Raw genomic sequence first — 25,663 nt, 5'->3', positions numbered from 1 at the left:
AAGAGCTTTTAGACTGATTGGAGGATTTACATATGGCGGCCTATCAATTCAAACTGCCTGATGTGGGTGAAGGTATTCACGAAGGTGAAATTGTTAAGCTTTTCGTAAAAGCAGGGGATAAAATTGAAGAATTTGCCCCATTTGCTGAGATTCAAACAGATAAAGCAGTTGTGGAAATCCCTTCTCCTGTAACAGGTACTGTCAAAGAAGTAAAAGTAGAAGAAGGCGAAATCGCGATTGTCCATTCGGTTATTGCAGTTATTGATGCAGAAGGTGATGTAGCTGATCAAGAAGAGGATCAAACTACGACAGAAGAACCTGCAAGTGCTGAGCCTGTGAAAGAAGAAAAAACAGAAGCAAAAGAAGATAACAAAACAGCGAAAACAGAAACAACATCAAATAAGAAACAAAAAGTACTTGCCATGCCTTCTACTCGTAAGTTAGCTCGTGAGCTTGGGGTGGTTATCACTCAAGTAACAGCTACAGGAGAACATGGTCGAATCACTGCGGATGATGTGAAAAAATTTGCTGAAGGGGGGTCAACTAAATCCGCGGAAGCAGATGAAGTAAAACTCCTAACAGAGAAAACTTCCAGCGCAGATGTTGCTGTAGAACATGAGATAACTGGCACAGAAGAACGTTTGCCATTGCGTGGTATTCGGCGTACAATCGCAAAACGGATGATAGAAAGCAAACGTACTGCTGCTCATGTGACGATTATGGATGAAGTAGATGCTACCGAATTAGTTGCTATTAGAAAATGGGCAAAACCAGTGGCCCTTGAGAGAAACACAAAACTTACTTATTTACCATTCATTATGAAAGCCGTAATTGCAGCTCTTCGACAATTCCCAACACTAAATGCTTCTATTGATGATGAAAAACAAGAAATCGTTTTGAAAAACTATTATCATATTGGTATGGCTACTGCAACGGATAAAGGTTTGATGGTTCCCGTATTGCGTGATGCAGACCGCAAATCAATCTTTGATCTAGCTGATGAAATTACCGATAAAGCAGTACGTGGACGAGATATGAAATTGGAAGCAAGTGAACTAAAAGGTAGCACCTTTACCATTTCAAATATTGGTGGTTATGGGGCACAATTCTTCACTCCAATTCTTAATCATCCAGAAGTTGCGATCCTCGGTGTAGGAACCATTAAAGAAAAACCAGTAGTATATGAAGGTGAGATCGTAGCTCGTCCACAATTGTTCTTATCGCTTACAGTGGATCATCGTTTAGTTGATGGAGATGTGGCTGCTCTTTTCCTCAGCCAAGTAAAACGCCTCATAGAGAGCCCCAACTTATTGATGATGGAGATGAGATAATATGGTAGTAGGTGATCTAGCACAAGAAGTAGATGTACTCGTTATTGGCGCCGGTCCTGGAGGTTATGTTGCTGCTGCACGGGCAGCACAGCTAGGCCGAAGTGTAACAATCGTTGATAAAGATGAACTTGGAGGAGTATGTCTCAATCGAGGATGTATTCCAAGTAAAGCGATCATCACTGCAGGAGAACGTTTTGCCCAAATGAAAGAAGCAGAAGAAATTGGATTAGAAGTAACAGGTGAAGTTGCTGTCAATATGCAAAAATTGATGGACTGGAAAAATAGTGTGGTGAAAAAACTTACTGGTGGCGTTGGGCAGTTAATGAAAGGTAACAAAGTAGAAGTTGTTACAGGGGATGTCTTCTTCAATGCCAAAGATGCAGTTCGTGTGGTAAGTGAAAATGCTAGCCAAACTTATAAATATCAAGACATCATTATTGCAACTGGCTCACGTCCATTTGAATTGAAAATTCTTCCTTTTGATGGCAAGCGCATTTTGTCTTCGACGGAAGCTTTGAATTTGCAAGAAGTACCTAAAAAACTTGTTGTTGTAGGTGGAGGGTACATTGGTTTAGAGCTAGGAACCGCTTATGCCAAATTAGGAGCAGAAGTGACCATTTTAGAAGGTACCAAATCATTATTACCAGGAACAGACGATAAATTGACTCGCATTGTTTCTCGCAAATTGAAAAAAATCGGTGTAGAAGTTATCACTGATGCAATGGTTCAAGGTGGGGAAAACAAAGGCGAAGAAGTAGTCGTGAAAGCAACTGTAAATGGGGAAGAAAAAGAATTTACAGCTGACTATTGTCTTGTAGCTGTAGGTCGCAAACCGAATACAGATGAAATAGGATTAGAACAAATCGGCGTGGAACTAGATGATCGCGGATTTATCAAGATCGATGACCAATGTCGTACCAGCGTAGAACATATCTATGCTATTGGTGACTGTGCGGGTGGAGCTTTACTCGCTCACAAGGCAAGCTACGAGGGTAAAGTAGCAGCAGAAGTAATAGCTGGTCAAAAGAGTGCGATTGATTATCAAGCAATGCCTTTTGTTATCTTCAGTGACCCTGAAATAGCATACACAGGACTGACAGAAGCACAAGCAAAAGAAGAAGGATACAATCCAGTTGCAACCCGTTATTCCTTCCAAGCTAACGGACGAGCTCTGTCCATGAATCAATCAGAAGGATTTGCTCAAGTGGTTGCTGATAAAGAGACTGGTTTACTTTTAGGAGTTCAAATCGTTGGGCCAGAGGCATCTTCTTTAATTGCTGAAGCAGCATTTGCAATTGAAATGGGAGCTCTTGCCGAAGATTTAAGCCTTACTATCCATGCTCACCCCACGCTTCCAGAGACTATTATGGAAGCAGCAGATTCATTGGTATTGCGTTTGAATAAATAAAAATAGATAAAAACCACCCTTCTTGTCAGTGATCATAGAAGGGTGGTTTTTTAATGTATATTTATAAAAAGTAGAAAAAGATTCTCTTTTTAGACAAATAGATTGGTGTTTTTCTATTGCTCGCTGACTTTATTCTACAAAACAAACCATAATTATCGCTTTCTTTTTACTGTATATTTTGTATAATTAGAATTGGAAGTCATAGGAAAGAAGGAAAATATGTGACTGAAACCCAAAAAACATTGGAAAGCCGTTTAGAGAAGTTTACTAAGCAAGCTACCATTGAAAAACTAGTAAAAATCAAACGATATCGGATGATGTTATGTTCGGTTGGATTGAGTGTGGTTGTTTTTGCTACTTACTCTGTTGTTTCTCCATTTTCGGTACGTGAAGAACCTTTTTATGTGATGGATAACAACCAAGCAGTTAATCTTACATCTGAGAGAACAGATTTTAACATAACAAAAACAAAGCAAAGTAAACCTTTAGAAGTAAAGAATGAGAAGCAAAAACCATTGCCTAAAGCAACAAGCACGATGAAATTAGAAAATACCGCCCCAACTTCTAGTAAAGTAGTTGCGCAAGAATCCTCTGTCCCTACTTCTAAGCCAATAGAAACACCAGAACAACAGACCCCTCCTGCTAAGACATACCCAGAATGGATTGCAAACACAACTTATCAAATAGGCGATCGCGTGATATATAACGATAAACTGTATGAGGCAAATGAGCCCAATTCCGACTCTCCACCAGATCAGCAGCATTTTTTGTTTGGAAGCTCATGGGATGAAGTAGAGGAATAACAAGTGTTAGCTCCATTCGACTACCAAAAGGATCTGATCGATAAAGATTCTTTTTGCTAAAAGGCCATTTTCGATACAAATCCATTGGTCATGTGGGGCGATTTCGGTAATATAGCCACTAAACTGATGTTGTCCAAATGGACTTTCAAATAAAATCAGCAGGGGTTTTTCTACAGTTAAAGCATTTTCAAGTTTAAACATAATATCATTTTCCATTGTAATGTATGGAACAGCAGGAAGAGGTAAGGTCTGTTTGCATTCTAGCAAAGAGCGATACATGGGCAAAACCTCCCGAACAAAAGTTCTCTTATTTTTATTATATCCAAATATTTGTTCGGGTCAAGAGGAACAGACCATATTTTTCTTTTCTAGAATAAGGAGCAGCCATCTTTTTTTTGTTAAAATTCGACTATTAAGTTTTTGTTCATGAAGTTATATCCTAACATTCGTATAGAAAAGGTTGTCATGTTATAATTATAAGCAAAGTCATGTAATCACTAATGAGCAAATGACATATTAGATCCAATGGCGTTGTGTCGGGTGTTTCCATCTACTTTAAAATTTATAGGAAGGTTGATTTAGAGAGAATGGCACAGAAGGCTAGATAATAAAATTAAAAGCTCACAATGGAAAAGAAACACGAGTTATGGGGATTTGAGTTTGATTTCACTCTTATTATCCTTTGAGCAGGCGTTTTCTAAGTTCCTATTTATTGGAGTGCCACTGGGATGGGGTTTGGGAACGAAGTACTTAGTTGCCGAATTTACCATGCATGAGTCAACAGCTTCCATACAAAGATGATAACATACACTACCAATCAACATTTTAAATGGCTAATTATAATAAACATAATTTGAATAAATGACTAGTTTCCTTTTATATTCTTTCTTTCAAGCGGAATTGTTTGCGCTTTCAATAATCTTTTGTTAATCAGGTCATTTTCTTTAACTAAAGGAGGGAGCTATACAGTGGAAGTATGTTTAACGATTGAGGTTCGATCTACAGAGATTGATGTAATGGGGCATGTGAATAATGCGAAATATTTGGAGTATATGGAGTGGGGAAGAGAAGAGTGGTATAACCAAGTAAAATTGCCATTTGATGAATTTACGGAGATGGGAATAGGGACCGTAACAGTTAGCATTCACATTCAGTATCGAAAAGAAGCAACACTTGGAGAGAAATTGACGATTAAAACAAGGCCTCTTCGCTGCGGGAAAAGTAGTTTTGTCTTTTTTCAAGAGATTCATAATGAAAAAGGAGAAGTGGTCGCTGATGCAGAGGTGATCAATGTTACCATTGATCTTGGAAATCGTAAAAGCAAACCACTTCCAGATGTTTTAAGGCGTTATTTTGATTGACGAAGGGAACGAAGTTCGTCTAGTACACCTTCGATTTCCATCAAGGTGAGTTTTCCTTGTTTTTTCTTAACATACTCATGCAGTTCTACAATGTCATCGTAGCTCGCGGCAGAAAAATCTTCTGGCTGTATCAGAGCCGCATTTACAACATTTAAATGGTTCTTAATCTCAAGGACTAAGGTTTCTAAATCTGGGTTTTTATTCTCATTTGTCGTCAAAAGTTTCTCATCCTTTTTCTGTTGGGGTAATGCCATGTATGAACGCCAGTATATCATATTTTTGTATTGTTTTAATGTGTCAAGAGACTACTATACATGCCATGATTTATTAGAAGATTTATGGTTAGAAGAGGGAAGAGAACCCTTCTATCAAGGATTATTGCAAGTAGCTGTTTCTTGCTATCACTATAATCAAGGAAATCGTTCTGGTGCGATCAAGTTAATGCAGCTTGCTATTCAAAAGTTATCCTTTTATCCAGATGATTGGCAAGGGATAAAAGTAGATAAGATCATTCATGATGCTAAAAATTATCTAAATACCCTTGTGCATTCAAATGATCAAATGCCAACTGGTCTGTCCATCGAAATATGGGACAAGCAATTATTGGAACTAGTCGAACAAGTAAAGTTTCCATAGTGCCGCACATTCTCGTAATTTATGGTAAGGAATAAATAAAACAGAAGAATGTGCAGGTGCTGGAGTGACTGATAAATTGGCTTGTTTCGCGTAGAGCAGAGCTCTTGTCATATGATAATCATGTGTAATCAAATAGAGGGAATGGATAGGTTTCTCTTTTAAATGTGCAGAGGTATTCCGCAAGTTCTCTTTTGTATTATGAGATTGATCTTCTAGGATCATTTTGTCGCTTGGTACCCCGTATTTCATTAAATATGTTCTCATTGCTTGTGCTTCAGATTGCTGTTCAGCGTTTCCTAAGCCCCCAGACAAAATGAGTCGATCTACTTTTCCACTTCGATATAACTCCAGACCTTTGTTTAACCTTTCACGTAACGCAGGGGATGGTTTGTTCTCCCAGAGAGCAGCGCCAAGTATAATCCCTGCATCTCGATGTTTGTTATCGATTTGCCAATTGTCATAACGGGATACTTTGATATAGTGATAGACAATAGATCCACCTATTAGGATTAATAAACAACCGATTAAAATCCATGTGCCTTTATTCATCTTGATGTAAATCAACTCCTTGAAGTTCCATTGGGCAGTTGGTAAGTTGTGATGGATCAGGATGTTCGATGATAAACTTGCCATTTTCTCGATTCATATCAATCGAAATTCCTTCTAACCATTGTTCATCTTCTGTATACCAAACAAATGGTATATTTCTTATCTTGATTTGCTTTAGATCCTCCTGTTGTTCGATGACTTCTAAACCAAAAGATGGCGTATTACAACCTGATGTAAGCAGTACAATATGAAAAGCAAGTGGGACATCAATCGTTTCTTTCCATAATAGAAGTCGTAATTTTGCAGCAGCTAGCTCTGTTATTTGTATTTCCATTGTTATCACCACTTTATATTTTAAACACTTCGTCTAGTAATCGCAAAGGAATATGATAAACTAGAGTTTGTAACAACTAATTTTGGTAAAACAAGCTAAGTTTATGGAACTTGGATACATATGTAGGGGGTATAACCATGACAATCGAACGCGAAGCAGCTATTACTTTTAAAGGTGCAGCAAAAACATTGCTAGGTCCAGAAATCAAAGTAGGAGATCAAGCTCCTGCATTCACCGTGCTTGCAAATGATCTATCTCCTGTTACTTTAGATGATAGCGAAGGTCAAGTGCGTATTATCAGTGTAGTTCCTTCTTTGGACACAGGTGTGTGCGATGCGCAAACTCGTCGATTCAATGAAGAGGCAGGCAATTTAGACAATGTAAAAGTATTAACAGTGAGCGTGGATCTTCCATTTGCACAAAAGCGTTGGTGTGGAGCAGCAGGGATCGAACAAGTGCAAACCGTATCTGATCATCGCGATCTTTCTTTTGGGACTGCTTATGGTGTGGTGATTAAAGATCTTCGTTTGCTCACTCGTGCTGTTTTTGTAGTGGATAAAAATGATAAAGTTGTATATGTGGAGTACTGCTCGGAGGCTACCAATCATCCTGATTACGAAGCACCAGTAGAAGCAGCCAAAAAAGCTAGCCAAGTATAATATATAAGAGCGATTCCGTAGTTTTTCCATGGAATCGCTTTTTATTTTGACTTATACCTTTTTTCATAGCCACTGGAAGTAATTATTTGAATACATTTAATTTACTAAAGAGATAAATAAAAATCGGATTTGCGTTACAGATATGTGATTTTTTGTAAAATGAGCTTTTCTTTTTTTCTATTCATGGTAAGATATTTTTACAATAGAATTTTTTACCAATGTAAATATAATTTTAAATATGCTAAAAAAGCTATATTTAAATTCGGTCAACAGTTAAACTAGCAATAGTTGTTAATAGAAAGGATGGAAGTTTCCTTTGTGGATTGAATGGTCACATATTACAAAAAAGTACAACTTAACTAAAAATAGAAACAAAGTCAGTGCCCAAAAAAGCAACATTGGTTTACTTGATTTTTCAGCCACTGTTCGAGCTGGAGTTACCGTTATCTTAGGACCAGAAGGTGCAGGTAAGTCCACACTTCTTCGCTTGACAGCCGCTACCATGTTACCTGATGATGGAAGAATTACATATGGATCGAGGGAAGGAGAGCGATTTATTTGGTCACGTGGAAGTGTCGTTGCAAGTGATTCAACTAGCTTGAGCGATTGGCATGACAAGATTGCTTATTTACCATCTGTACCCACACAACGTTATGATGAAACAGTAGAAGAGACATTGCTCTACTTTGCTCAGGTGCGGCGTGTACCCTCTCCAAAAAAATACGCAGCAGAATGTATTGCTAAATGGGGCTTGGCAGGGTGGAGAAGGACAAGTGTCTCCAAATTGATTGGTCCAGTACTCAAACGATATTATCTTGCAGAATGCTTTGTTAAGTCTCCGCATATTTTATTACTTGATGAGCCGACAAAGGGTTTAGATCCGATCGGTAAGCAGATATTGTGGCAAGAGATTGTTCACCAACCCAAGGAACGTATCATATTGATCAGCACAAGTAATCTAGCGTTTGCTGAATGTGCAGACGATCTTATACTATTGGAGAATGGATCGTGTCGTAGATTGGGCAGAAAGAAATATTTGACCGCGTGTGTTTCTGAGGGAACAGTGGAAGGCTGGTACAAGGCAATGCAAACGTTTTCTAACCTAAAAATACTAGAACAGTAAATTATTAGATGCTATATTGGAGCTGAGAAAAAATAACCACATGAAAGCTTTTTTACAATGAAGCACCTTCGCATGTGGTGTATGAACAGAAGGATTTGGAAGTCATATTTCGCTTGTTTCGGTTCCATGTGTGGAGGGGCAGGAAATTGGGGTGGGAAAAAGTTAGCATAAGATTTACAAAAATCATTCCATCTTCTACTTTATTTGATAAAATGACAAGGAAACATCCGAATCTAGAAGGGGAATCATGCGTAGTCTCGCTTGGGCAGCAGTTGGTTTCTTTCTGGCTTACGCTGGGGTGATCCGTATGTTCGGCAAGAACCTGAAGCCGGCTGATACGGAAGCTTAGTGCATCTGGGATTTCCTTAGAAGATAGCTGGTGAGTTAACCCATATGATGCCAGGTATTTCTTCTGGGTACGGTGGTTTTGTCTCCAAGAGGCAAAGCCACCACCGAAAAATGAAGATATTTATCATAGATAGTAAGAAAAGACTCGTTTTTAGGAACAGGTCTTTTTTATTAGAAAATATATTCCTAATTCGACTTGGAAGAAGTAAAAAAACAAATGCTAGTTACAGATCTATTCTGATATAATGGCAGAGAAAGTGAACATCCACTCTAGAAGGAGTTACACGTGCGTAAGTTTCTCGTAGGAGTAGCACTGGGCGCTGGTCTGGGGTACAACGCAGGCCACCTCGCCGTACTGGCGTAGGACAAGCTGCCGGACGAAGTCGCCCCCGAAATGATGAAATAGCAAATAGATGCATGAAAAGGACAGGTTCACTAGAACCTGTCTTTTTGACGGTGAAATCTTATTTTAACGGTTTTCCATTGTTGATATTTAAGCCATACCCATAGGAGAACATTGCTTTCGTTGGGTCGGTAACAGATGGAATATCTACTGGTAGTTTCCCAACTGTTTTGGCTTGTCCGAAGATTGCTTGGATACCTGCCGGGATATTCGGTTGATTGTATCGGCCATTGGAATATCCTTTGAATCCATATACAGCAAGCAGTGCTTTTGCTTCTGGGAAGTTAGCGGCATCATATGGATTACGTAAACTCATAATTACGTTTTTCTTATTTTTTCCTTGTGCATAATTCATGATCGCACGTGGAACGACGGTTGCCCATTTGCTACTATCAACAACTGTATCATCAATGACACCATCGTTGACAGCAGGATCATTTTTTACGACATAAGAGCCAGTGATCACATACTTTGCATTATCGATCGCTTTTTTCATGCTATCATCAAATGTTTTATTCGCAAAGGCAATACCTTCCACATCAACAGGATTGATTTTTTTCTTTGCCACAAGGTCTGCAATTGCATTTTTCAATGCGAGAACTTGATCAGGATTTGGTGCGAAGACAACTACTTTATCGTTTTTCTTGGGTCTAAATGGTAAGGTTTTGTTTTCGTTTTTCAATAGTGTTACTGTATCTGCTGTGATTTTTTTCTCAATCGCTTGATGTTCTTTACTACCTACAACCTGTAGGGCATTAGTTACCATTTTATCTACATCAGAAATATAGGAAGTACCTGGTTTGTAGATTCCTCTTTTGATTTTTAAAGTAAGGATTCGTTCTACCGATTCGTTAATTCGTGACATAGGAATACGATTATCATGAACTGCTTGGATAACTGCTTTGTATACGTTGTCTAAGTTTTTCTCAGTTGCCAGTGAGGTTACTGGTGCAGGCATCAAGGCGATATCTGTCCCTGCATTGATGGTCATAATAACTGCTTCTGCTTGTCCGAAGTTTTCTGCGATTGCTTGCATGTTAAGTGCATCTGTCACAATAACTCCATCGAATCCCATATCTTCACGAAGTAAACCGGTAAGAATTTTTTTAGATAAGGTTGCTGGAACTAATATTTGTTGTCCATCTTTTTTACTAGTGTAAGTAGTATTGTCGAAAGCTGGGAATTGAACGTGAGCAGACATGATCATGTCTACATCATTATCAATGGCTTTCTGGAAAGGGTAAAGTTCTACTTTACGCAACTCTTCTTGACTTTTGTTTACTAGCGGTAAGCCGTAATGGCTGTCTACTGCTGTATCACCATGGCCTGGAAAATGTTTTGCGGTTGTTGCGATATTTTGATCTTGTAGTCCTTTGATTAATTTCGTACCAAGTTGAGAAACCAATTCTGGGTTGTTACTGAATGAGCGTACTCCAATAACAGGGTTAGCTGGATTATTATTCACATCCATATCAGGCGCAAAGTTCACATTGATACCAAGTGAAGACAGTTCTTTTCCGATCACTGTACCTGATTGGTAGGCATATTGTCCGTTGCGAGAAGCTCCGAGTGCCATGTTTCCTGGTAGATTTGTACCAGATTGCAAACGCGTTACAATTCCGCCTTCTTGGTCAATGGTAACGAACAAAGGAATCTTCTCACTCGCATTTTGTAGCCCATCAACGAGGCGGGTAGTTTGTTCTGTGCCTACTACATTCTCAGCAAATAAGATAACCCCGCCAAGATGATATTTTTTAATAATCGAACCCACTTCATCATTCATTACAGTAAAACCAGTTGCTTTACTTTCGCCTTGTTTTTGCCAATTACGAAAGTCAGGCATAAGCATTTGTCCGACTTTTTCTTCTAGAGACATGTTTGCTACAATCTGTTTCACATCTGGATTCGGAGTACTTTCTTCGGCGATGGCAGGTTTTGGACTAATAACGCTCCCACCAAGTAGTAAAGATGCCATTCCTAAAGCCATTAATTTTTTTCCTAGCATGAGTACCTCCCTAGTTGGCTTGAATTGACCTTCCCTCCAAAGAAAGCGCTTACTTATGGGGGATTAGATAAAATATGTAAGAAAAATTGCCACAAGTAAAAAATAGCACTGTTCTCGAAGATATTTAGGTTTCCTTAATAATAACCAACATATATAGAATGAACAATATAATTAATGAAATTATAAATTTTAAAAATAGTTTATCGGCCAAAAAATAGAGCGATAAACAGAATGATAAGAATATAATAGATGATTCCATTTATTTTTAAAAAAGAAATCCACGTTTTATCATTAGAGAATAAAACGTGGATGATGAAAAATGATTCAATCTTAACGTTTTTGGAAGGTAATAGGTAGCGTTTTAATTGAATACATCAATGGTGTTTCATTCATAATAGGTTCTCCAATGTCTTTTAGTCGGAGCTCTTTAAATTGACTAAATAGGAGTTCTAATACTATTTTAGCCTCTAATCGAGCTAGAGGGGCTCCCATGCAGTAATGGATGCCATGACCAAAACTAGTATGTTTCAAGTTGGTGCGATGAAGATCGAACTGATCAGGTTTAGGAAAAACGGATTCATCACGGTTGGCTGATCCCAGCCAAGCATTAACGATGTCTCCTTGTTTAATCAACTGATCGCCCAACTTGACATCTCTACTTGCTATTCTGTTCATATATTGAACAGGTGCTCGATATCGAAGGGATTCTTCAATTGCGTTAGGAATATCTTCTGGATGTAGATAGAGATGTTCTTGGATTTCTGGGTTTTCCATAGCGGAATAAACAAAACTACTGATAAGATTGGTGGTAGTTTCATTACCAGCTACTAATAGAGTAATACAAAAAGCCAAGAGATCTTGTGTCGATAGTTTTTCTCCGTCTAATTCAGCAAGTAAGAGTTGAGAGATCAAATCATCTTTTGGCTCGCCTGAACGGCTTTCGATCATCGATATAAAGTATTCTGCCATTTCTTGCTGTGAACGCATGTAACCTTCAGGACCATCTTCAAATTCAGTTGGAGGTTTTATAATGTTAGTAGACCATACTTTGAATTTTTCTTGATCAGAATAGGGAATCCCTAACATTTTAGCTATTACTTTAATAGGAACAGGGGTCGCTAAATCTGCCGTGATATCCATTTCGCTTTTATCCGCTACTGTTTCCAATAGCTCTTGGGTTATCTCTTTAATCCATGGTCCCATATTTTCAATCGTTTTAGGAGTAAATGCTTTCGAAACTAGTAAACGAAGCTGCTTATGACGAGGAGGATCTGTTACATTGATTGCAGATGACAAGGTATTGTTTTNTTTTGGGTAATATTCACTGGAGAAATTTTCCCAATCGTATAATATTGTTTGGACATCATCATAACGGAATACTTGCCAAGCACCTTTTGCTCCGAAAAAATGAAGAAAGTCTTTATCATAATAAATAGGGCTTTCGGTACTCATTTTTTTATACCAAGGGAAAGGGTTCGAAATGGAATGTTTCAAAAATGATCTCCTCCATGTTGTAAATTGCAATCTTTATATAGTTTATTTCATTTTATTAATAAAATAAACAAATATATTGAATGAATTTAAAATATTGTAAATCATACATTTTATTAAATGTTAGGAAGTTTATTATTCATAAAGGGTTGTAACAAAAAAAGTAAAAAATAGAAAGTGATGAGATTAGAAATAGATTAGAACCAAATAGAAAATGAAAGAAAGTTGATGTGTAATAAACAATGGATTATGATAAAGAGTGTTCCGTAAATAGCATAAGAATAATCTCTATTTTCAGCAAATAAATGTTATTATAGTAAAAAGGAGTCTGATTTACCTTTTTCCAATGAGTTACTTTTAATGCTTTTTATATGCGTAAGTTCAAAGATAGGGGAAAGGAAATATTGTAATATGATTAAAACAATCACAATTTTTAAAAAAGTACAGGATTTGGATGCGCTCTTGAACTTTTATATCGATGTTATTTTCCCAGCTATACATAAGCTGCCAGGAGTAATATGTACAGATATAACAAGCGTTCATGAAGTCAGTCCAGATATCTCGCAAGATTTAAAAGGAATCGAAGTCATCATGGAAACACATTTTGAATCTGAGGAAGCAATGCAAGCGCTTGTATTTTCAAAAGAAGGATATGAATTAATGGCTCAAGCAGGAGAAATTACGCCATGCCAAATATCCTTTTTTGTTGGAAATGAAAAAAGGTTTTCGGATAAATTGACAGATGAATTACGAAAAAGGATTGCCAGAATTGGTTATGAGGATGAAATGACATAAGAAGTTCTCTGATATTGTTACATACAAATGGCGCTACTTCTCATGGTAGCGCCATAGCTATTTTTCAGACAGATAGGGAACGTCAAAATTTTGACCTTTCTTTGTATCTTTTTTATTGGTCACAATGGAATAGTATAATAATTTTATGAAATAAATGCTAAAGAAAGAGGACAGTCATCATGAAGAAACATAAATTGGATATGGAAAAATTAATTCAGGAAGTTATGGGTTTTCAAGGGGAAGAAACTGCTATAAAAATAGATCAAACTGCAATGGAGTTACTTGATACAAAGCAACTACAAATTGATTTGATTCGAAAACATCTTAGAGGTGATCTAGCTCGGGAGTTCGCTGAACAAAGATTACACGAAGTATCAAAGGAAATAAAACGTTTAGAAAAAGAACTGACGGACAAATCGTATTGGTGGTTATAAAAATGAGCTTGATGCCATCTTTTAATTGGAGGAGTTTCCAAGATTTATGTTAGATAGAATTAATAAAGATAATTCAAATTGCACTACATGGTCAGCGCAGAAATTTCTTTCATAAGAAAAAATCTATGACGCTGGATGTGAAAAGCAAGACAGGATATTGATGAGTTGCTGATACCACAGAAACGATGCAAAGTATGTGCAAGCAGTTCATTGGATTAGTCACCCAGATATAAGTTAAAGTCCGATTATCAGCATATAGAGGAAGAGCTATCCTTCTGCTTTCTAGAAAGTTAACATTCAATCAGGAATGGATTTTATAACTGTTTTCCCCAGTTTTAAATGTATCCCTTTCTTAAAGAGAGTATGAAAAAAAGTGGCCAATTTAATTGGCTACTTTTTCATTTAGGCTCTGTTAAAGGTAGATGCTGATATTTGTAACTTACCCGAAATCTTTGTATAATCATCACAAGAACAAATATTCGAGAAGTAGCAAGGTTGGGCAAAGAGTTTAGTAATCTATTGAAACATATCTGCAATTGTCACATACCGAGAAAGAGCAAGTGTTTCAATGGTTAAAACAAACGCTGGAAAACACGTTATAAAGGGCTTGTATCATATTCAAAATAGCAACAGTCTTCACTCTCGGATGTAATAATGAATAGACGTTTTAAAGGTGTGGCTACCAAGTACCTTAGTAATTATCTTGCTTGGTTCTTGTTTGTCGATAGGTGCAGCAATGAAGTACAAAACACATCGAAGAGTTCTTGCTTCCATCATTTTTATTTGAAATGACTGATACTTAGGATAGTTTGCATATGTCAAAATGCAAAACTTTGAAACTAGTGAATTTTGAAAGGGTTACTATATTTGGAAAATATTTGGAATGCAGATAACGAAAAGACAAAGCTAACAAATAAAATGGTTGCTAACGCTGAAAAAATGTTAGGTGTTAAATTACCAAATTCCTATATTGAAATATGTAACATTCAAAACGGAGGATGTATTACTTACGATGCTTTCCCAACTTCTGTTCCAACAGGATGGGCTGATGACCACGTTAGTGTTGATTACATTAATGGAATTGAAGATGAGGGAATCCTGTCTAGTAATTATTACATTGAAGAATGGGGATTACCTAAAGGTATTGTGCTTATATGTGGAGATGGACATTGGTGGATTGCAATGGATTACAGGCAGACGAAAGAAGAACCACCAATCATTTATGTTGATTTAGAATGGGGAGAAGATATTTTCATTTTAGAATTAGCACCAGATTTTAAAACATTTCTTGATGGTTTATACAATCATGAAGAGTAGGAATATCTGTGTAGAATGGGAGCTCTAAAAAAGGAAAAAGAAGTCATATCTGAGATGACTTCTTTTTATTTCATAAAATCAACATTAAGATTTAACAGAGCCTTTATTTAAGACTCAAGTCGTAGAACCAAATAAACCTTAAGTGTGTTTTTTACATGCCTTTTATACAGTAATCTAAAATCAAGTTTTTAAATCGTAACACCTTGGTCATCTAAAATTTGACGGAGAACCGTTTGTAGGATGCCGCCATTGCGGTAGTACTCTACATCTACTACACTATCAAGACGCACAAGTGCTTGGAAAGAAATAATAGAACCATCTTCTTTTACAGCTTGCACGGTTAGCGTATCTCCGGGTTTTACTTGATCGTTCAGTCCGGCAATATGGAATACTTCTTCACCAGTCAGACCTAGGGAACCAGCAGATTCTCCTTCTTTGAATTGGAGAGGTAATACACCCATTCCAACTAAGTTACTACGGTGAATCCGTTCAAAGCTTTCTGCAATAACTGCTTTGATACCAAGCAAGTTGGTACCTTTTGCAGCCCAGTCACGAGAACTACCTGTACCGTATTCTTTTCCAGCCAAAACAACTAATGGAGTACCTTCTTGTTGATAACGCATAGCAGCTTCATAGATAGATATGACTTCACCAGTTGGGATGTGTTTGGTTACACTTCCTTCTGAATTAGGCACCAATTTGTTGCGAATGCGGATATTGGCAAAGGTACCTCTTGTCATCACACGGTCATTTCCACGCCGAGAGCCGTAAGAATTGAAATCTCTTATAGCGACACTATTGTCTTGCAAGAATTTACCTGCTGGACTGGATGATGCAATACTACCCGCAGGAGAAATATGGTCCGTGGTGACAGAGTCTCCAAGAAGTGCAAGAACGCGTGCACCTTGAACCGCTTCAATGTTACCTACTTTTGAATCCAAATTCACAAAGAATGGCGGCTCTTGAATATAGGTAGATTTTTCATCCCATTCATATAAAACACCTTTTGGAGTAGGAAGTGCATTCCAATCTTCATTTGCATCAAATACTTTGCTGTATTGACTACGGAACTGTTCACTGTCGATTGCTTGTTCCATGACTTCGCTAATCTCGAAAGAACTTGGCCAAATATCGCGGAGATAGACAGGCTGTCCATCTTTGTCCGTACCAATAGATTCTGTTTCAAAATCAATATTTACCGTTCCAGCCAGCGCATAAGCGACTACCAATGGAGGAGAAGCAAGATAGTTTGCTTTGACAAGTGGGTGAATCCGACCTTCAAAGTTACGGTTTCCGCTCAATACAGATGCAACAGTCAGATCATGTTGGGTGATTGCATCGCTTACATCGTCAGCGAGCGGTCCACTGTTCCCGATACAAGTAGCACAGCCATAACCTGCTACGTTAAAACCAAGTGACTCTAGGGCAGGAAGAAGGTTTGCTCGCTCCAAGTATTTGGTTACAACTTGAGATCCAGGAGTTAAGCTGCTTTTTACATATGCTGGAACTTCCAATCCTTTTTCTACCGCTTTTTTCGCAATTAGTCCAGCTCCGATCATAACGGAAGGATTGGAAGTGTTGGTACAACTTGTGATGGCAGCAATAGCGACTGCACCATGAGGAAGCTCGTATATTTTTCCATCTCTTGTGATAGAGCCTTGTGCATCTAATTTTTCTTCGGAAAGCCCAAAACCACGTTCGTCAATAGGTTTAACAAGTGTGTTTTGCCACACTTTTTTCATATCGGTAAGGTTAACACGGTCCTGTGGACGCTTGGGACCTGCTAAACTTGGTTTTACATCGTTTAAATCCAATTCTACTGTATCACGGAAGAATGGATCTGGTGTGTCATCTGTACGGAATAGTCCTTGAGCGATGCAATATTCACGGATTAAATCAATGTGATCTTTATCACGGCCAGTTTGAGCTAGGTAATGAAGAGCTTCCTCATCTACAGGGAAGAAGCCGACAGTAGCACCGTATTCAGGAGCCATATTTGCAACAGTAGCACGGTCAGCTAGGCTTAAGCTGGTAAGACCAGCTCCATAAAACTCAACAAATTTCCCAACTACTCCTTTTTTCCGCAGGAGTTCGGTAACAGTGAGCGCCAAATCTGTAGCAGTAGCACCCTCTGGTAATTTTCCGATAAGTTTAAAACCTACTACTTCAGGGGTTACAAAATACAAAGGTTGACCAAGCATTCCAGCTTCTGCTTCAATACCTCCAACTCCCCATCCTACCACACCAAGTCCATTGACCATCGTGGTATGGGAATCTGTACCGACTAGGGAGTCTGGATAGAGTACTGTTTCTCCAGCTTCTTCTTTTGAAGTAACTACACTAGCTAAAAACTCTAAATTTACTTGGTGCACAATCCCAGTTGCAGGTGGAACTGCGCGAAAGTTTGAGAATGCTTCTTTGGCCCAACGAAGTAACCGATAACGTTCTGCATTGCGTTCGAACTCTAATTTCATGTTGTTCGTAAGTGCAGTTGGAGTACCTGCTTCATCCACCATAACGGAATGGTCAATGACCAAGTCAACTGGGATGAGGGGATTGATACGTTCAGGGTTACCGCCGACTCGGGCCATAGCAGAACGTAGTGCTGCTAGATCGACAACAGCAGGAACACCTGTAAAGTCTTGAAGTACAATTCGTGCAGGTTTGAATGCGATTTCTTTATCGCTTTTGGATTCCGTCCAATTCAATAGCTGCTCAATGTGTTCAGATGTTACGGATTTTCCATCAAATCCACGAACTGCTGCTTCCAGTATTACTTTGATAGAGAAGGGCAGCCGTGAAACATCTCCTAATCCTTGTTTTTCTAATTGGTTGATATCATAGATCACATATGGACGCCCTTTTACTTGCAAAGGGACACGTACCTTAGATAAATCCATAGGAGTACCTCCTTTTAGTCGTTGTTTCACTAGGTGAAACCTTGTTTCTTTTTTCGTTATAATTATAACGTGATTTGTGTTTTCTGTAAATCAGCTTATAACTATTTTTCTTCAGGGAATCTTAAGAGTATCTTACTATTCTTTTCATTTTTTTCCCTTAGAATGTAAAACAGAGAAAGGAAGTTGCAATATGCATTTTCAGTTGCTAGGGCGTTTTCTTACCTCACCTCGGAGTATCGGTAGTATTGTTCCCAGTTCCAAATTTTTGGTACATGCATTAGTAGATCCCATTCCATGGGACAAAATAAAAACAGTAGTAGAATTGGGTGGAGGCACTGGTGCGGTTACACGTGAGATAGCCAATCGTCTTGCTCCAGATGCGAAAGCGATTATTTTTGAAAATGACTCGATTTTAAGCGAGCAACTAAAAGAAAAATTCCCACATTTTTACCATGCAGAAGATGCGCAGCAAATGCGATATACCTTACAAAAAAATGACATCCCACAAGTAGATGCGATTATATCATGCTTGCCATTTGCTAACTTTCCTAGCTTTTTAACTACGAGAATTTTGCAGGAAGCAAGTCATTCGCTTGCACCTGATGGATTATTTGTTCAATTTCAGTATTCGCTGCAAATGCGGAAACGCCTCTTGTCTCATTTTGGACAAGTAAATGTTCGCTTTGTTCCAATAAATATCCCCCCCAGTTTTGTATATATTTGCAGACCGTATAGGGAACAAACCGTTTGATCTATCGTGTATCTTTTTGTTTCGAATTTAGTTGTTTTTATATACATAGCAAAGGAGTTGGAATCGATGGGAATGGAGCAGTTGATGCAATGGATTAGCGAGTATGGATATGTAGCTTTGTTTTTCTGTTTATGGCTAGGAATCGTAGGCATGCCCATACCAGATGAAGTTATTGTGATGACAGGTGGGTTTGTATCCTCACTTGGTGTATTGCAAATAGCACCTTCCTTTGTCGTTACCTATCTTGGAGTAGTATCTGGATTGTCGATCGGTTACACATTAGGTAGATACTATGGGGTAAGCCTAACGAAAAAATTTAAAGAGAAAGAAAAATGGCGTCCTTATTTGATTAAATCAGAAAAACTGATAGAGAAATATGGGAAATTTGCTTTGTGTGTGAGTTATTTTTTACCTGTGGTTCGTCATCTCATACCCTATGTAGTGGGAAGCCACAAAATGAAGTTTGCTCACTATGCACTGTATTCCTATTCTGTTGGTTTACTTTGGACAGGCGGCTTTTTTTGGCTCGGCTATCAATTTGGTGAGGCAATACCAGCAATTGCCGCAACGAGTCGCAATTGGGGGTACATCGCATTAGGTATAGTACTACTAGGTATTGTTCTTGTACAGGTGTTTCGGTTTTATCGGCAAAAAAAGATAACCAAGGTGTCCAGTTAGATGCAAACTAATATTTTGGTTGCAGATGATGATATAGACATTCGTAACTTACTGGAACTTTATTTAGTTAATGAAGGTTATCAAGTGATTCAAGCATCAAACGGGAAAGAGGTACTACATACAATTAATAGCCAGCGGATTGATCTTGTTTTATTGGATATTATGATGCCCGAAATGGACGGATTACAAGCGTGTATAGCGATACGAAAAAATTACCAAATGCCGATTATTATGCTCACAGCCAATGCCAATGATTTACAAGTTATTCAAGGGTTGAGTATGGGAGCAGATGATTATGTGACAAAACCATTTCAACCCTTGCAAGTAATAGCAAGAGTGAAAGCACAACTGAGAAGATATCTTCAATATGTAAGTTCTACAGTTCGATCAGATCAAATCTTTCTCCAACATGTAAGCATTTCTATACCAAAAAGAGAAGTGAAAGTGGATGAAAAAACAGTATCTTTCACTCCTCGGGAGTATGATATCTTACTTTTATTGGCACAGAATGAAGGGATTGTCATGCCGATGGAACAGATCTATCAACAGGTCTGGAAAGAGGAAATGCTTACTTCACAAAATACGATTATGGTGCATATTCGAAAAATAAGAGAAAAAATTGAGCATGATCCAAAGCGGCCGACGGTGATTCAGACAGTATGGGGAGTAGGATATAAAGCAGTGTCAGGGACAGTTGGATGCGATGAAAAATAAGTTAGGATTACGTAGTTTATTTGTGATATATATTTTTATTAGCCTGTTCGCGGGTTTTATTTTTGCTCTACTAGGTGGGAAATTAAAAACAGAAAGAGATATTCGTTACCATTATCCAACCCGTTATGAATTGGAACAAATAGTGCAATTGTATACTTTGGTTTTACAGCGTCTTCCCAAAATAAAATGGAATGAAAATATAAAAAAATATGCGGATCAAACTCATAGTAAATTATTTATCATGGATGATCGAAATGAGATTTATGCTCAATCTGTTAGTGGTAACCTAAATCTGAAACTTCCTTTTTCTGGTTTTATAGCTAAGTCCATGCAAGTGAATGATCAACCATCCAATAAACAAGAAACAAGATATGTTTATGTGGCTCAACCTTTTGTTTATCAAGGTAAAATACTTTTTCTATTTATGTATAAGCAAATAGTAGGTGTACCTGTTACTTATGATAAAAATGATCCATTCTTTTCTTTATTGTTTGGAGTATTGGGTTTTCTTCTGAGCTATATTTTCCTTACAACCAAGAAATTACGGCAGTTAAGAGAGATTACTTTGGGGTTGGATCGCATCGCGCATGGAGAGCTTAGTATTTCACTTGCCGAAAGAAGCAGAGATGAGATCGGCAGTATTGCGACACATATCAATCTCATGGCAAATAAATTAAGAGAAAGCAGGCAAGAAAGACAAAAGTTAGAGAGAGAACGTACGGAGCTAACCACCAATCTTTCGCATGATGTACGGACGCCTCTTACCTCTGTCATCGGGTATTTGCGATATTTGTCTGAGCAAAGAGAGCTGTCAGCAGACCAACGAGATACGTACATCCAAATTGCTTTATCCAAATCGGAAGTATTAAAGAGCTTGATAGATCAGTTGTTTCTGTTCAACAAACTGATGTATCATCAGACTCCATTTCAACCCGAAACGCACATTTTGCAACATATTCTCTATCAGCAAATAGAAGAAGAAATGTTTTTGTTGGAACAAGCCCAATTACAAGTAGAGATAAAGTTTATAAAAGAGCCTTTAAAAGTTTCGATTGATCCCATCTTGTTTGTAAGAATGATGGACAATCTCATGCAAAATATTATTCGCTATGCTGTTAAACCTAGCACAGTAAGTATTTCACTAGAGAACAAATCCAATTTTGCTGAGTTAACCCTAGCAAACCGAGCAAAACCAATAAAGGGAACCACCTTTGATCGACTATTTGAAACCTTCGTCACAGGAGATGCTGCTAGGCCAGCGGGTAGTAGTGGTTTGGGATTAGCGATTGTAAAGCGGATTGTGGAGTTACATGGAGGCAGAATTAGTGCAAAACAAGAAGAGGGGAATCTCCTATTTATGATTACATTGCCAATAGAACTAGGGTAGGTTTTTGGAGCCTAGGCACTGGGAGTGATTCCCGACTGATGATCCTAAGTGATCTCCCGCCTCTGCCAGCGATCTTTTTGCTGACAGGGGTGACGTATAGAAGCTTTTTATCATAGATCAAAAAAACACCACATATGAGGTGTTTTCCTTTGTAGATGCTGTTATCTTGAAAAAACTATCTTATATATTACTGCATTTATTTTCTGCGGCGGTGCGTCTGTCGTTGACAGATGCACCACCTTGGATCGGTCGAGGCCTTCTAGACCTGCTTGACCCCGGCGCTACCAGCCGCGGGATTCACGCATTTCACGCATCCACTTGTCGGCCGCATCAGCCACATCGGTGTCCGGATCGTATCCCTGCTGTACGGTTGACGGGTTGCCCTGCTGCTCGGCGGGCTGCTCACGGTTTTCGGGCTGGCTCATGGTGGCCTCTCTGATCACATCGATCACCACAGACTATCTGTGGATCTATAATAAAAAATTTGCAATCACAAGATCCCTCTTTTCGATAGTATGGGCAATATTTTCATCTCTTTGCTTTCCTTTAAAAAGTTGACCTATGAAGACAAGATACCTCAGCAGAGATGTTTTTGTTATATAATGGACAAAAGACTTTACGAGGAGGGAAGAACTCCAAAATGATAGACGAGAAGAAAAATACAGTACGGGCAGCAGAACGTGCGTTAGATATTTTATTGTGTTTTACCAATCAAAATGAACTCGGTCTCATGCAAATCTCCAAAGAGACGGGATTAAATAAAAGTACTGTTTTCCGACTCCTCGCTACGTTAGAGGGAAAAGGATTTGTAAAACGGGATATACGTTCAGATAAATACCAACTTGGGATACGAATTTGGGAGTTAGCAGGTCAGATTTATCAGTCAAGTGATCCCGCGATGCTATTTTTGCCAGAGATGGAACAACTAAGAGATACGCTGGATGAGACTGTGAGTCTTTATATACAGGATAAATCGGAGCGGATACGTGTACAGGCGGTAGAATCCACTCAAGCGATACGCCGTGTAGCTCCGATCGGAGTAAGGATGCCCGTTCTTGTGGGGGCTTCAGGAAAGGTATTTCTGGCATTTATGCAGGCAAGTGAACGAAAGCGATTGTTTGCAGATTCCGAGATGACAGTAGCAGAACAACAAGAGTATGAGAACCAATTGCAGGAAATAAGACAAAATGGATTTGCGCTGAGTGTTGAAGAACGGGAGACAGGAACAGCGGCAATATCTGTACCCGTTTTTCATCGGGACGGACATCTGCTTGCAGCACTTGCTGTATCTGGCCCTGTATCTAGAATGAGCACGGATCAAATGTATACTTTTATCCCCACACTAAAAGATGCTGCAGAACATTGCAAACAGATCGCAAGATAGGCTTAGGGGGGGATAGAGATGGGAGAAAGAAAAGTCCCTTTATACCGATTTTTTCCCGTGCATACGGAACCAGAAAAAATGGTTCGGTGGTTACAACAGGAGTTAGGTACAGGGCTTCAATTGATCGATTTTGCAGAGGTGGGGGCACACCGGCCAACGGGTTGGTTATTTCAACTTGATGAAAACTGGATAGCGGGTGTGGAGCAGCAAGTAAGTTACATTCCTGTTGGGCAAGAGGAGAAAATCGCTGAAAAATTAGACGGCAACTACTTAGATCGAATCATGGATGTGAAAACCGGTTATTTACTTATATGGAGTGAACAAAGTCCTTCGTTAGTAGGGACAGATGAAGGTTTTTTTGAAGTTCTTCTGGGTAGATGGATACCAAACTTATGGCCAGTATGGTTCATCGCGACAATAACATCGATCTATTTCTGGGTAAAATAAAAAACCTAGGGTATCAGCCTAGGTTTTTTAGGTTGTGCTATTTGGAGTGGTCGGAGTAGTTGGAGCTGGTTGTGCGTTTTGCATCACATCAGCAGGGATGACTACTGGTGTAATATAACTAGCTAGATCCATATCAACAGAGCGAAGTTTCTTACCATCCATTGACTCATAGTTAAACATATATTTTTTTGGTTCAAATGAATTTGCATCAATTACTAACTCTGTTTTACGTATTTTGGATTCCGTTTTGGATTTTGTAAAGTCAGCATCTGACATTTCAGGATCTTTAAATACTAAATAGTCTACAGTCACAATATATTCATCTGCTTTTTTGGTAACTGTAATTCCTGGTACTTCATCCTTTGTTCCAAGATTCTGGAGAAGGAATTCCACATTATTGGTAAAAAGGACACTTACCAATACTTTTCCATCGGCATTTGCTTTTTTAAACCATTGCCCATCTTTTTTCATATAAACGTTTTGTTTGTCATAATAATATTCATTATTTTTAGAGTTGGTAAAATGGGCAACTTGAGGGTTAAGTTGTTCTACACCTGATTCCGTATTGTTGTAGGAATCGGTGTATCCTTTTTCCATAGACATACGAGTAAATTTGTAACCTTGGATGGTTGCAATTTTCTTTTGTGTCTCTTTTAAAACTTCAAGAGGAGTTTTTTGTTCCTCTACAACTGGTTTTGGATCAGGTTTTGGCCCCGGATTTTTTTGGGTTTCTGGTTTCATACAGCCAGTAGCAAGTAAGATAAGAAGTACAAGAGATGATGCAAGAATTGCAAGTTTTTTCATAATATCACCAATTTCCTTTATGAAGTTATCATCGTCAACATAATATTATAAAATGAACCAAAAATAAAATGTTTTTTATTATTACAATGAAACTTCCTTGTTTGTAATATATTGTATCATATTTATCCGAAATAAAGCCCCTCTTATAAAGAATAGAGGGGTTATTGTCGATATTATTTAAATTCGCTTTTTATCGTGTTTTTACCATTAAAGTAATCATCTGTAGAATAGTTGGTAGAATCAATAGTTGTGACCAACCATTTTTTTGTTTTTTCATTATAAGAAAGAGTTATTTTATAATAATCGATCTTATCTTCGAGCGGATCATTAGGAGAACTAAAAAATGTGCCATACTGCTTGTATTTGGCGTGTATTTCCAGTGGGACAACAGCTTCATAGATTTTCGTTTGTTCGTTCTGTGAAAGCGAGATATTGTCGAAGTCAATACGTGTACCAAGTGCTTTACCTTTCCAAGTATACTTATATTTCACATCATCATTGATGTCTTCGATATACTTGGTTCTTAATGTATCTCCAATGGTTGTCAATACATTTGCATTTTGTTTTACTCTTGATTCAAGGTCTTGTTTAGAAAAAGTATTGATAAGTTCTATGATGGGTTTTCGAGTAGGTTCCGTAGCAAAAGGGACTGGCGTGATGTTAATACTGCTTGTACTTTCTTCTACTAATTCATCTGCACTCTTTTCAAGACCCCAAGGCATTTGTTGTTCTCCATGAATTCGAATCGTGCCATTAAAGGAGATTGGTCCAATCTCCGGCATCTGGTGGATTGTTTTTCCAATGGCTTTGCCATTTACAAAAATAGTGGTGTTTTCAAAGTTACTTTCTAATTGGAGGGTTCCACCGTTCAATTCTAAGTTTGATTTGGAATTGGCTGTTTTTTCATCAAATGCACTTATTGTGCTGTCTTGACTTAGCATGGCATAGGGGAACTTTTTTTCAGCGGATGTCTTATAAATCCCAGGCATGAGGGGTCCCAACGTGAATTTTTTTTCTTTTTCTGTTGTTTTAAATACTTGCTTACTATCTACCTTTAGTGTCGCTCCACTTTCATTTGTGGATAATTCAAGAAAATAAGGTCTAAATTCAATGCTGTATTTACTGTAGAACAATGGTATTTTTGTCTGTTTTAGGTAATAATCGCAGCTTGAACCTATATTCGTAATTCCATTCTCTTCATCATTGATTTGAAACATCATATTGCTGATCATATCAGGTAGATATTCTTGGTTTTCTTTGCTGTACGTAATCAAATCTTTGATATGTTTGTCATCAACTTCTAAGTTGCTTTCTGGGGAGTTTATTAAACTTTTCAACGTTTTCACATCGCCATTATGCACTGCTTGTTCAAATTGAATTACTTTGTCTCTGGGGTCCATCAAGGATGCACCTGCTATGTATGCAACAACGATCAAACAAACAACGCTTAGAAGTGCAAAACTCCATTTTTTATTTTTTCTAAAAAATGGAAATAATTTGTTAGTAGTTTGTTTTACCGTATTTTGGAAATCAGTGAGTTGTTGTTTCGGCTCCAAATTAATTTCCTCCATTTCATATTAGACTATTACGTATTTTAACAG

General features: G+C 38.1%; 26 protein-coding genes and 1 pseudogene. 17 read left to right on the top strand and 10 right to left on the bottom strand.

Translation table 11 applies throughout. The features are described 5' to 3' along the window. The first annotated feature begins 32 nt into the window (after window positions 1-32). From A3GQ_RS0115520 to A3GQ_RS0115510, 3 genes are all read left to right on the top strand, one after another. Window positions 33-1,331, top strand: a complete 1,299-nt coding sequence (locus tag A3GQ_RS0115520; protein WP_028777840.1) for a dihydrolipoamide acetyltransferase family protein — start codon at window positions 33-35, stop codon at window positions 1,329-1,331. Between the two features lies 1 nt (window position 1,332). Next, the gene (lpdA, locus tag A3GQ_RS0115515) at window positions 1,333-2,739 is read left to right on the top strand and encodes a dihydrolipoyl dehydrogenase (RefSeq protein WP_028777839.1); all 1,407 of its coding nucleotides are present in this window, start codon (window positions 1,333-1,335) and stop codon (window positions 2,737-2,739) included. 221 nt (window positions 2,740-2,960) lie between these two features. Beyond that, entirely contained in the window at window positions 2,961-3,542 is a 582-nt protein-coding gene (locus tag A3GQ_RS0115510) for a carbohydrate-binding protein (RefSeq protein WP_028777838.1), read from the top strand. A gap of 6 nt (window positions 3,543-3,548) precedes the next feature. On the opposite strand, the gene A3GQ_RS0115505 is transcribed toward A3GQ_RS0115510, so the two are convergent. Then, window positions 3,549-3,821 (bottom strand): hypothetical protein, encoded by a 273-nt coding sequence (locus A3GQ_RS0115505; RefSeq protein ID WP_028777837.1) that lies wholly within the window; start codon window positions 3,819-3,821, stop codon window positions 3,549-3,551. A 689-nt stretch (window positions 3,822-4,510) separates the two neighbouring features. Between A3GQ_RS0115505 and A3GQ_RS0115500 the strand changes: the two genes are divergently transcribed. Beyond that, entirely contained in the window at window positions 4,511-4,903 is a 393-nt protein-coding gene (locus A3GQ_RS0115500; RefSeq protein ID WP_028777836.1) for an acyl-CoA thioesterase, read from the top strand. Here the strand turns inward: A3GQ_RS0115500 and A3GQ_RS24570 are convergent. Then, the gene (locus tag A3GQ_RS24570; RefSeq protein WP_028777835.1) at window positions 4,891-5,121 is read right to left on the bottom strand and encodes a DUF1128 family protein; all 231 of its coding nucleotides are present in this window, start codon (window positions 5,119-5,121) and stop codon (window positions 4,891-4,893) included. The two genes, A3GQ_RS0115500 and A3GQ_RS24570, sit on opposite strands and share 13 nt — an antisense overlap. A 34-nt stretch (window positions 5,122-5,155) precedes the next feature. Here A3GQ_RS24570 and A3GQ_RS0115490 point away from each other — a divergent pair, with 34 nt between their 5' ends. Continuing rightward, the gene (locus tag A3GQ_RS0115490) at window positions 5,156-5,539 is read left to right on the top strand and encodes a DUF309 domain-containing protein (protein ID WP_028777834.1); all 384 of its coding nucleotides are present in this window, start codon (window positions 5,156-5,158) and stop codon (window positions 5,537-5,539) included. Here A3GQ_RS0115490 and A3GQ_RS0115485 read toward each other — a convergent pair. Further along, complete coding sequence (locus A3GQ_RS0115485) at window positions 5,513-6,088, bottom strand: YdcF family protein (protein ID WP_037465174.1); 576 nt, start codon at window positions 6,086-6,088, stop codon at window positions 5,513-5,515. The two genes, A3GQ_RS0115490 and A3GQ_RS0115485, sit on opposite strands and share 27 nt — an antisense overlap. Beyond that, window positions 6,081-6,422 (bottom strand): hypothetical protein, encoded by a 342-nt coding sequence (locus A3GQ_RS0115480; protein ID WP_028777832.1) that lies wholly within the window; start codon window positions 6,420-6,422, stop codon window positions 6,081-6,083. The genes A3GQ_RS0115485 and A3GQ_RS0115480 overlap by 8 nt, the downstream gene beginning before the upstream one ends. A 137-nt stretch (window positions 6,423-6,559) precedes the next feature. Between A3GQ_RS0115480 and tpx the strand changes: the two genes are divergently transcribed. Both tpx and A3GQ_RS0115470 read left to right on the top strand, forming a co-directional pair. Next, window positions 6,560-7,081 carry a thiol peroxidase gene (gene tpx, locus A3GQ_RS0115475; protein WP_028777831.1) on the top strand — a complete coding sequence of 174 codons (522 nt, stop codon included), beginning with the start codon at window positions 6,560-6,562 and terminating at the stop codon, window positions 7,079-7,081. Window positions 7,082-7,397: 316 nt separating this feature from the next. Continuing rightward, complete coding sequence (locus A3GQ_RS0115470) at window positions 7,398-8,204, top strand: ATP-binding cassette domain-containing protein (RefSeq protein ID WP_028777830.1); 807 nt, start codon at window positions 7,398-7,400, stop codon at window positions 8,202-8,204. Between the two features lie 812 nt (window positions 8,205-9,016). Here the strand turns inward: A3GQ_RS0115470 and A3GQ_RS0115460 are convergent. Next, window positions 9,017-10,960, bottom strand: coding sequence for a glycoside hydrolase family 3 protein (locus A3GQ_RS0115460; RefSeq protein ID WP_028777829.1), 1,944 nt, complete (start codon window positions 10,958-10,960; stop codon window positions 9,017-9,019). Window positions 10,961-11,290: 330 nt separating this feature from the next. Continuing rightward, window positions 11,291-12,412, bottom strand: a complete 1,122-nt coding sequence (locus A3GQ_RS0115455) for a cytochrome P450 (RefSeq protein WP_425423385.1) — start codon at window positions 12,410-12,412, stop codon at window positions 11,291-11,293. Between the two features lie 450 nt (window positions 12,413-12,862). On the opposite strand from A3GQ_RS0115455, the gene A3GQ_RS0115450 reads away from it, so the two are divergent. The 4 genes and pseudogenes from A3GQ_RS0115450 to A3GQ_RS0115440 all read left to right on the top strand — a co-directional run bounded on the left by A3GQ_RS0115450 (window position 12,863) and on the right by A3GQ_RS0115440 (window position 14,997). Beyond that, complete coding sequence (locus tag A3GQ_RS0115450; RefSeq protein ID WP_028777827.1) at window positions 12,863-13,246, top strand: hypothetical protein; 384 nt, start codon at window positions 12,863-12,865, stop codon at window positions 13,244-13,246. Window positions 13,247-13,425: 179 nt separating this feature from the next. After that, window positions 13,426-13,680, top strand: a complete 255-nt coding sequence (locus tag A3GQ_RS0115445; RefSeq protein WP_028777826.1) for a hypothetical protein — start codon at window positions 13,426-13,428, stop codon at window positions 13,678-13,680. Between the two features lie 571 nt (window positions 13,681-14,251). Beyond that, window positions 14,252-14,483, top strand: a pseudogene (locus tag A3GQ_RS26335) (IS1595 family transposase); the annotation flags it as partial. A gap of 64 nt (window positions 14,484-14,547) precedes the next feature. Continuing rightward, window positions 14,548-14,997, top strand: coding sequence for an SMI1/KNR4 family protein (locus tag A3GQ_RS0115440; protein ID WP_028777825.1), 450 nt, complete (start codon window positions 14,548-14,550; stop codon window positions 14,995-14,997). Window positions 14,998-15,185: 188 nt separating this feature from the next. Here A3GQ_RS0115440 and acnA read toward each other — a convergent pair whose 3' ends face one another. Further along, a complete protein-coding gene (gene acnA, locus A3GQ_RS0115435) occupies window positions 15,186-17,897 on the bottom strand; it encodes an aconitate hydratase AcnA (protein ID WP_028777824.1) in 2,712 nt (903 codons plus the stop codon). A gap of 190 nt (window positions 17,898-18,087) precedes the next feature. On the opposite strand from acnA, the gene A3GQ_RS0115430 reads away from it, so the two are divergent. The 4 genes from A3GQ_RS0115430 (at window position 18,088) to A3GQ_RS0115415 (ending at window position 21,427) form a co-directional block, all read left to right on the top strand. After that, window positions 18,088-18,648 carry a class I SAM-dependent methyltransferase gene (locus A3GQ_RS0115430; RefSeq protein WP_028777823.1) on the top strand — a complete coding sequence of 187 codons (561 nt, stop codon included), beginning with the start codon at window positions 18,088-18,090 and terminating at the stop codon, window positions 18,646-18,648. Window positions 18,649-18,714: 66 nt separating this feature from the next. Continuing rightward, entirely contained in the window at window positions 18,715-19,326 is a 612-nt protein-coding gene (locus tag A3GQ_RS0115425) for a DedA family protein (RefSeq protein WP_028777822.1), read from the top strand. Beyond that, window positions 19,327-20,040, top strand: coding sequence for a response regulator transcription factor (locus A3GQ_RS24565; RefSeq protein ID WP_051271881.1), 714 nt, complete (start codon window positions 19,327-19,329; stop codon window positions 20,038-20,040). Continuing rightward, complete coding sequence (locus A3GQ_RS0115415) at window positions 20,030-21,427, top strand: HAMP domain-containing sensor histidine kinase (RefSeq protein ID WP_156877757.1); 1,398 nt, start codon at window positions 20,030-20,032, stop codon at window positions 21,425-21,427. The genes A3GQ_RS24565 and A3GQ_RS0115415 overlap by 11 nt, the downstream gene beginning before the upstream one ends. Window positions 21,428-21,708: 281 nt before the next feature. On the opposite strand, the gene A3GQ_RS27185 is transcribed toward A3GQ_RS0115415, so the two are convergent. After that, the gene (locus tag A3GQ_RS27185; RefSeq protein WP_156877756.1) at window positions 21,709-21,852 is read right to left on the bottom strand and encodes a hypothetical protein; all 144 of its coding nucleotides are present in this window, start codon (window positions 21,850-21,852) and stop codon (window positions 21,709-21,711) included. 218 nt (window positions 21,853-22,070) lie between these two features. Between A3GQ_RS27185 and A3GQ_RS0115405 the strand changes: the two genes are divergently transcribed. Together A3GQ_RS0115405 and A3GQ_RS0115400 are read left to right on the top strand one after the other, a co-directional pair. Next, on the top strand, window positions 22,071-22,811 hold the full coding sequence (locus A3GQ_RS0115405) for an IclR family transcriptional regulator (protein ID WP_028777820.1): 741 nt from the start codon (window positions 22,071-22,073) through the stop codon (window positions 22,809-22,811). Between the two features lie 18 nt (window positions 22,812-22,829). Continuing rightward, window positions 22,830-23,258, top strand: coding sequence for a hypothetical protein (locus A3GQ_RS0115400; protein WP_028777819.1), 429 nt, complete (start codon window positions 22,830-22,832; stop codon window positions 23,256-23,258). Window positions 23,259-23,285: 27 nt separating this feature from the next. On the opposite strand, the gene A3GQ_RS0115395 is transcribed toward A3GQ_RS0115400, so the two are convergent. Together A3GQ_RS0115395 and A3GQ_RS0115390 are read right to left on the bottom strand one after the other, a co-directional pair. Next, window positions 23,286-24,062 carry a hypothetical protein gene (locus tag A3GQ_RS0115395; RefSeq protein ID WP_028777818.1) on the bottom strand — a complete coding sequence of 259 codons (777 nt, stop codon included), beginning with the start codon at window positions 24,060-24,062 and terminating at the stop codon, window positions 23,286-23,288. Between the two features lie 173 nt (window positions 24,063-24,235). Beyond that, the gene (locus tag A3GQ_RS0115390) at window positions 24,236-25,618 is read right to left on the bottom strand and encodes a TcaA 3rd/4th domain-containing protein (RefSeq protein ID WP_028777817.1); all 1,383 of its coding nucleotides are present in this window, start codon (window positions 25,616-25,618) and stop codon (window positions 24,236-24,238) included. Window positions 25,619-25,663 lie beyond the last annotated feature (45 nt).

It is taken from the genome of Shimazuella kribbensis DSM 45090, from assembly GCF_000428065.1.
Lineage (GTDB): Bacteria > Bacillota > Bacilli > Thermoactinomycetales > Thermoactinomycetaceae > Shimazuella > Shimazuella kribbensis.
This window is presented reverse-complemented; position numbering and strand designations above follow the sequence as displayed.

Bases quoted from the DNA above. Each gene is read 5' to 3' on its own strand.
- A3GQ_RS0115445 (WP_028777826.1), top strand. From the start codon at position 13,426: ATGAAGAAACATAAATTGGATATGGAAAAATTAATTCAGGAAGTTATG.
- A3GQ_RS0115395 (WP_028777818.1), bottom strand. From the start codon at position 24,062: ATGAAAAAACTTGCAATTCTTGCATCATCTCTTGTACTTCTTATCTTA.
- lpdA (WP_028777839.1), top strand. From the start codon at position 1,333: ATGGTAGTAGGTGATCTAGCACAAGAAGTAGATGTACTCGTTATTGGC.
- A3GQ_RS0115430 (WP_028777823.1), top strand. From the start codon at position 18,088: ATGCATTTTCAGTTGCTAGGGCGTTTTCTTACCTCACCTCGGAGTATC.
- A3GQ_RS0115520 (WP_028777840.1), top strand. From the start codon at position 33: ATGGCGGCCTATCAATTCAAACTGCCTGATGTGGGTGAAGGTATTCAC.
- tpx (WP_028777831.1), top strand. From the start codon at position 6,560: ATGACAATCGAACGCGAAGCAGCTATTACTTTTAAAGGTGCAGCAAAA.
- A3GQ_RS0115415 (WP_156877757.1), top strand. From the start codon at position 20,030: ATGAAAAATAAGTTAGGATTACGTAGTTTATTTGTGATATATATTTTT.
- A3GQ_RS0115460 (WP_028777829.1), bottom strand. From the start codon at position 10,960: ATGCTAGGAAAAAAATTAATGGCTTTAGGAATGGCATCTTTACTACTT.
- acnA (WP_028777824.1), bottom strand. From the start codon at position 17,897: ATGGATTTATCTAAGGTACGTGTCCCTTTGCAAGTAAAAGGGCGTCCA.
- A3GQ_RS0115480 (WP_028777832.1), bottom strand. From the start codon at position 6,422: ATGGAAATACAAATAACAGAGCTAGCTGCTGCAAAATTACGACTTCTA.
- A3GQ_RS0115450 (WP_028777827.1), top strand. From the start codon at position 12,863: ATGATTAAAACAATCACAATTTTTAAAAAAGTACAGGATTTGGATGCG.
- A3GQ_RS27185 (WP_156877756.1), bottom strand. From the start codon at position 21,852: ATGAGCCAGCCCGAAAACCGTGAGCAGCCCGCCGAGCAGCAGGGCAAC.
- A3GQ_RS0115400 (WP_028777819.1), top strand. From the start codon at position 22,830: ATGGGAGAAAGAAAAGTCCCTTTATACCGATTTTTTCCCGTGCATACG.
- A3GQ_RS0115505 (WP_028777837.1), bottom strand. From the start codon at position 3,821: ATGTATCGCTCTTTGCTAGAATGCAAACAGACCTTACCTCTTCCTGCT.
- A3GQ_RS0115485 (WP_037465174.1), bottom strand. From the start codon at position 6,088: ATGAATAAAGGCACATGGATTTTAATCGGTTGTTTATTAATCCTAATA.
- A3GQ_RS0115490 (WP_028777834.1), top strand. From the start codon at position 5,156: ATGTATGAACGCCAGTATATCATATTTTTGTATTGTTTTAATGTGTCA.
- A3GQ_RS0115425 (WP_028777822.1), top strand. From the start codon at position 18,715: ATGGGAATGGAGCAGTTGATGCAATGGATTAGCGAGTATGGATATGTA.
- A3GQ_RS24565 (WP_051271881.1), top strand. From the start codon at position 19,327: ATGCAAACTAATATTTTGGTTGCAGATGATGATATAGACATTCGTAAC.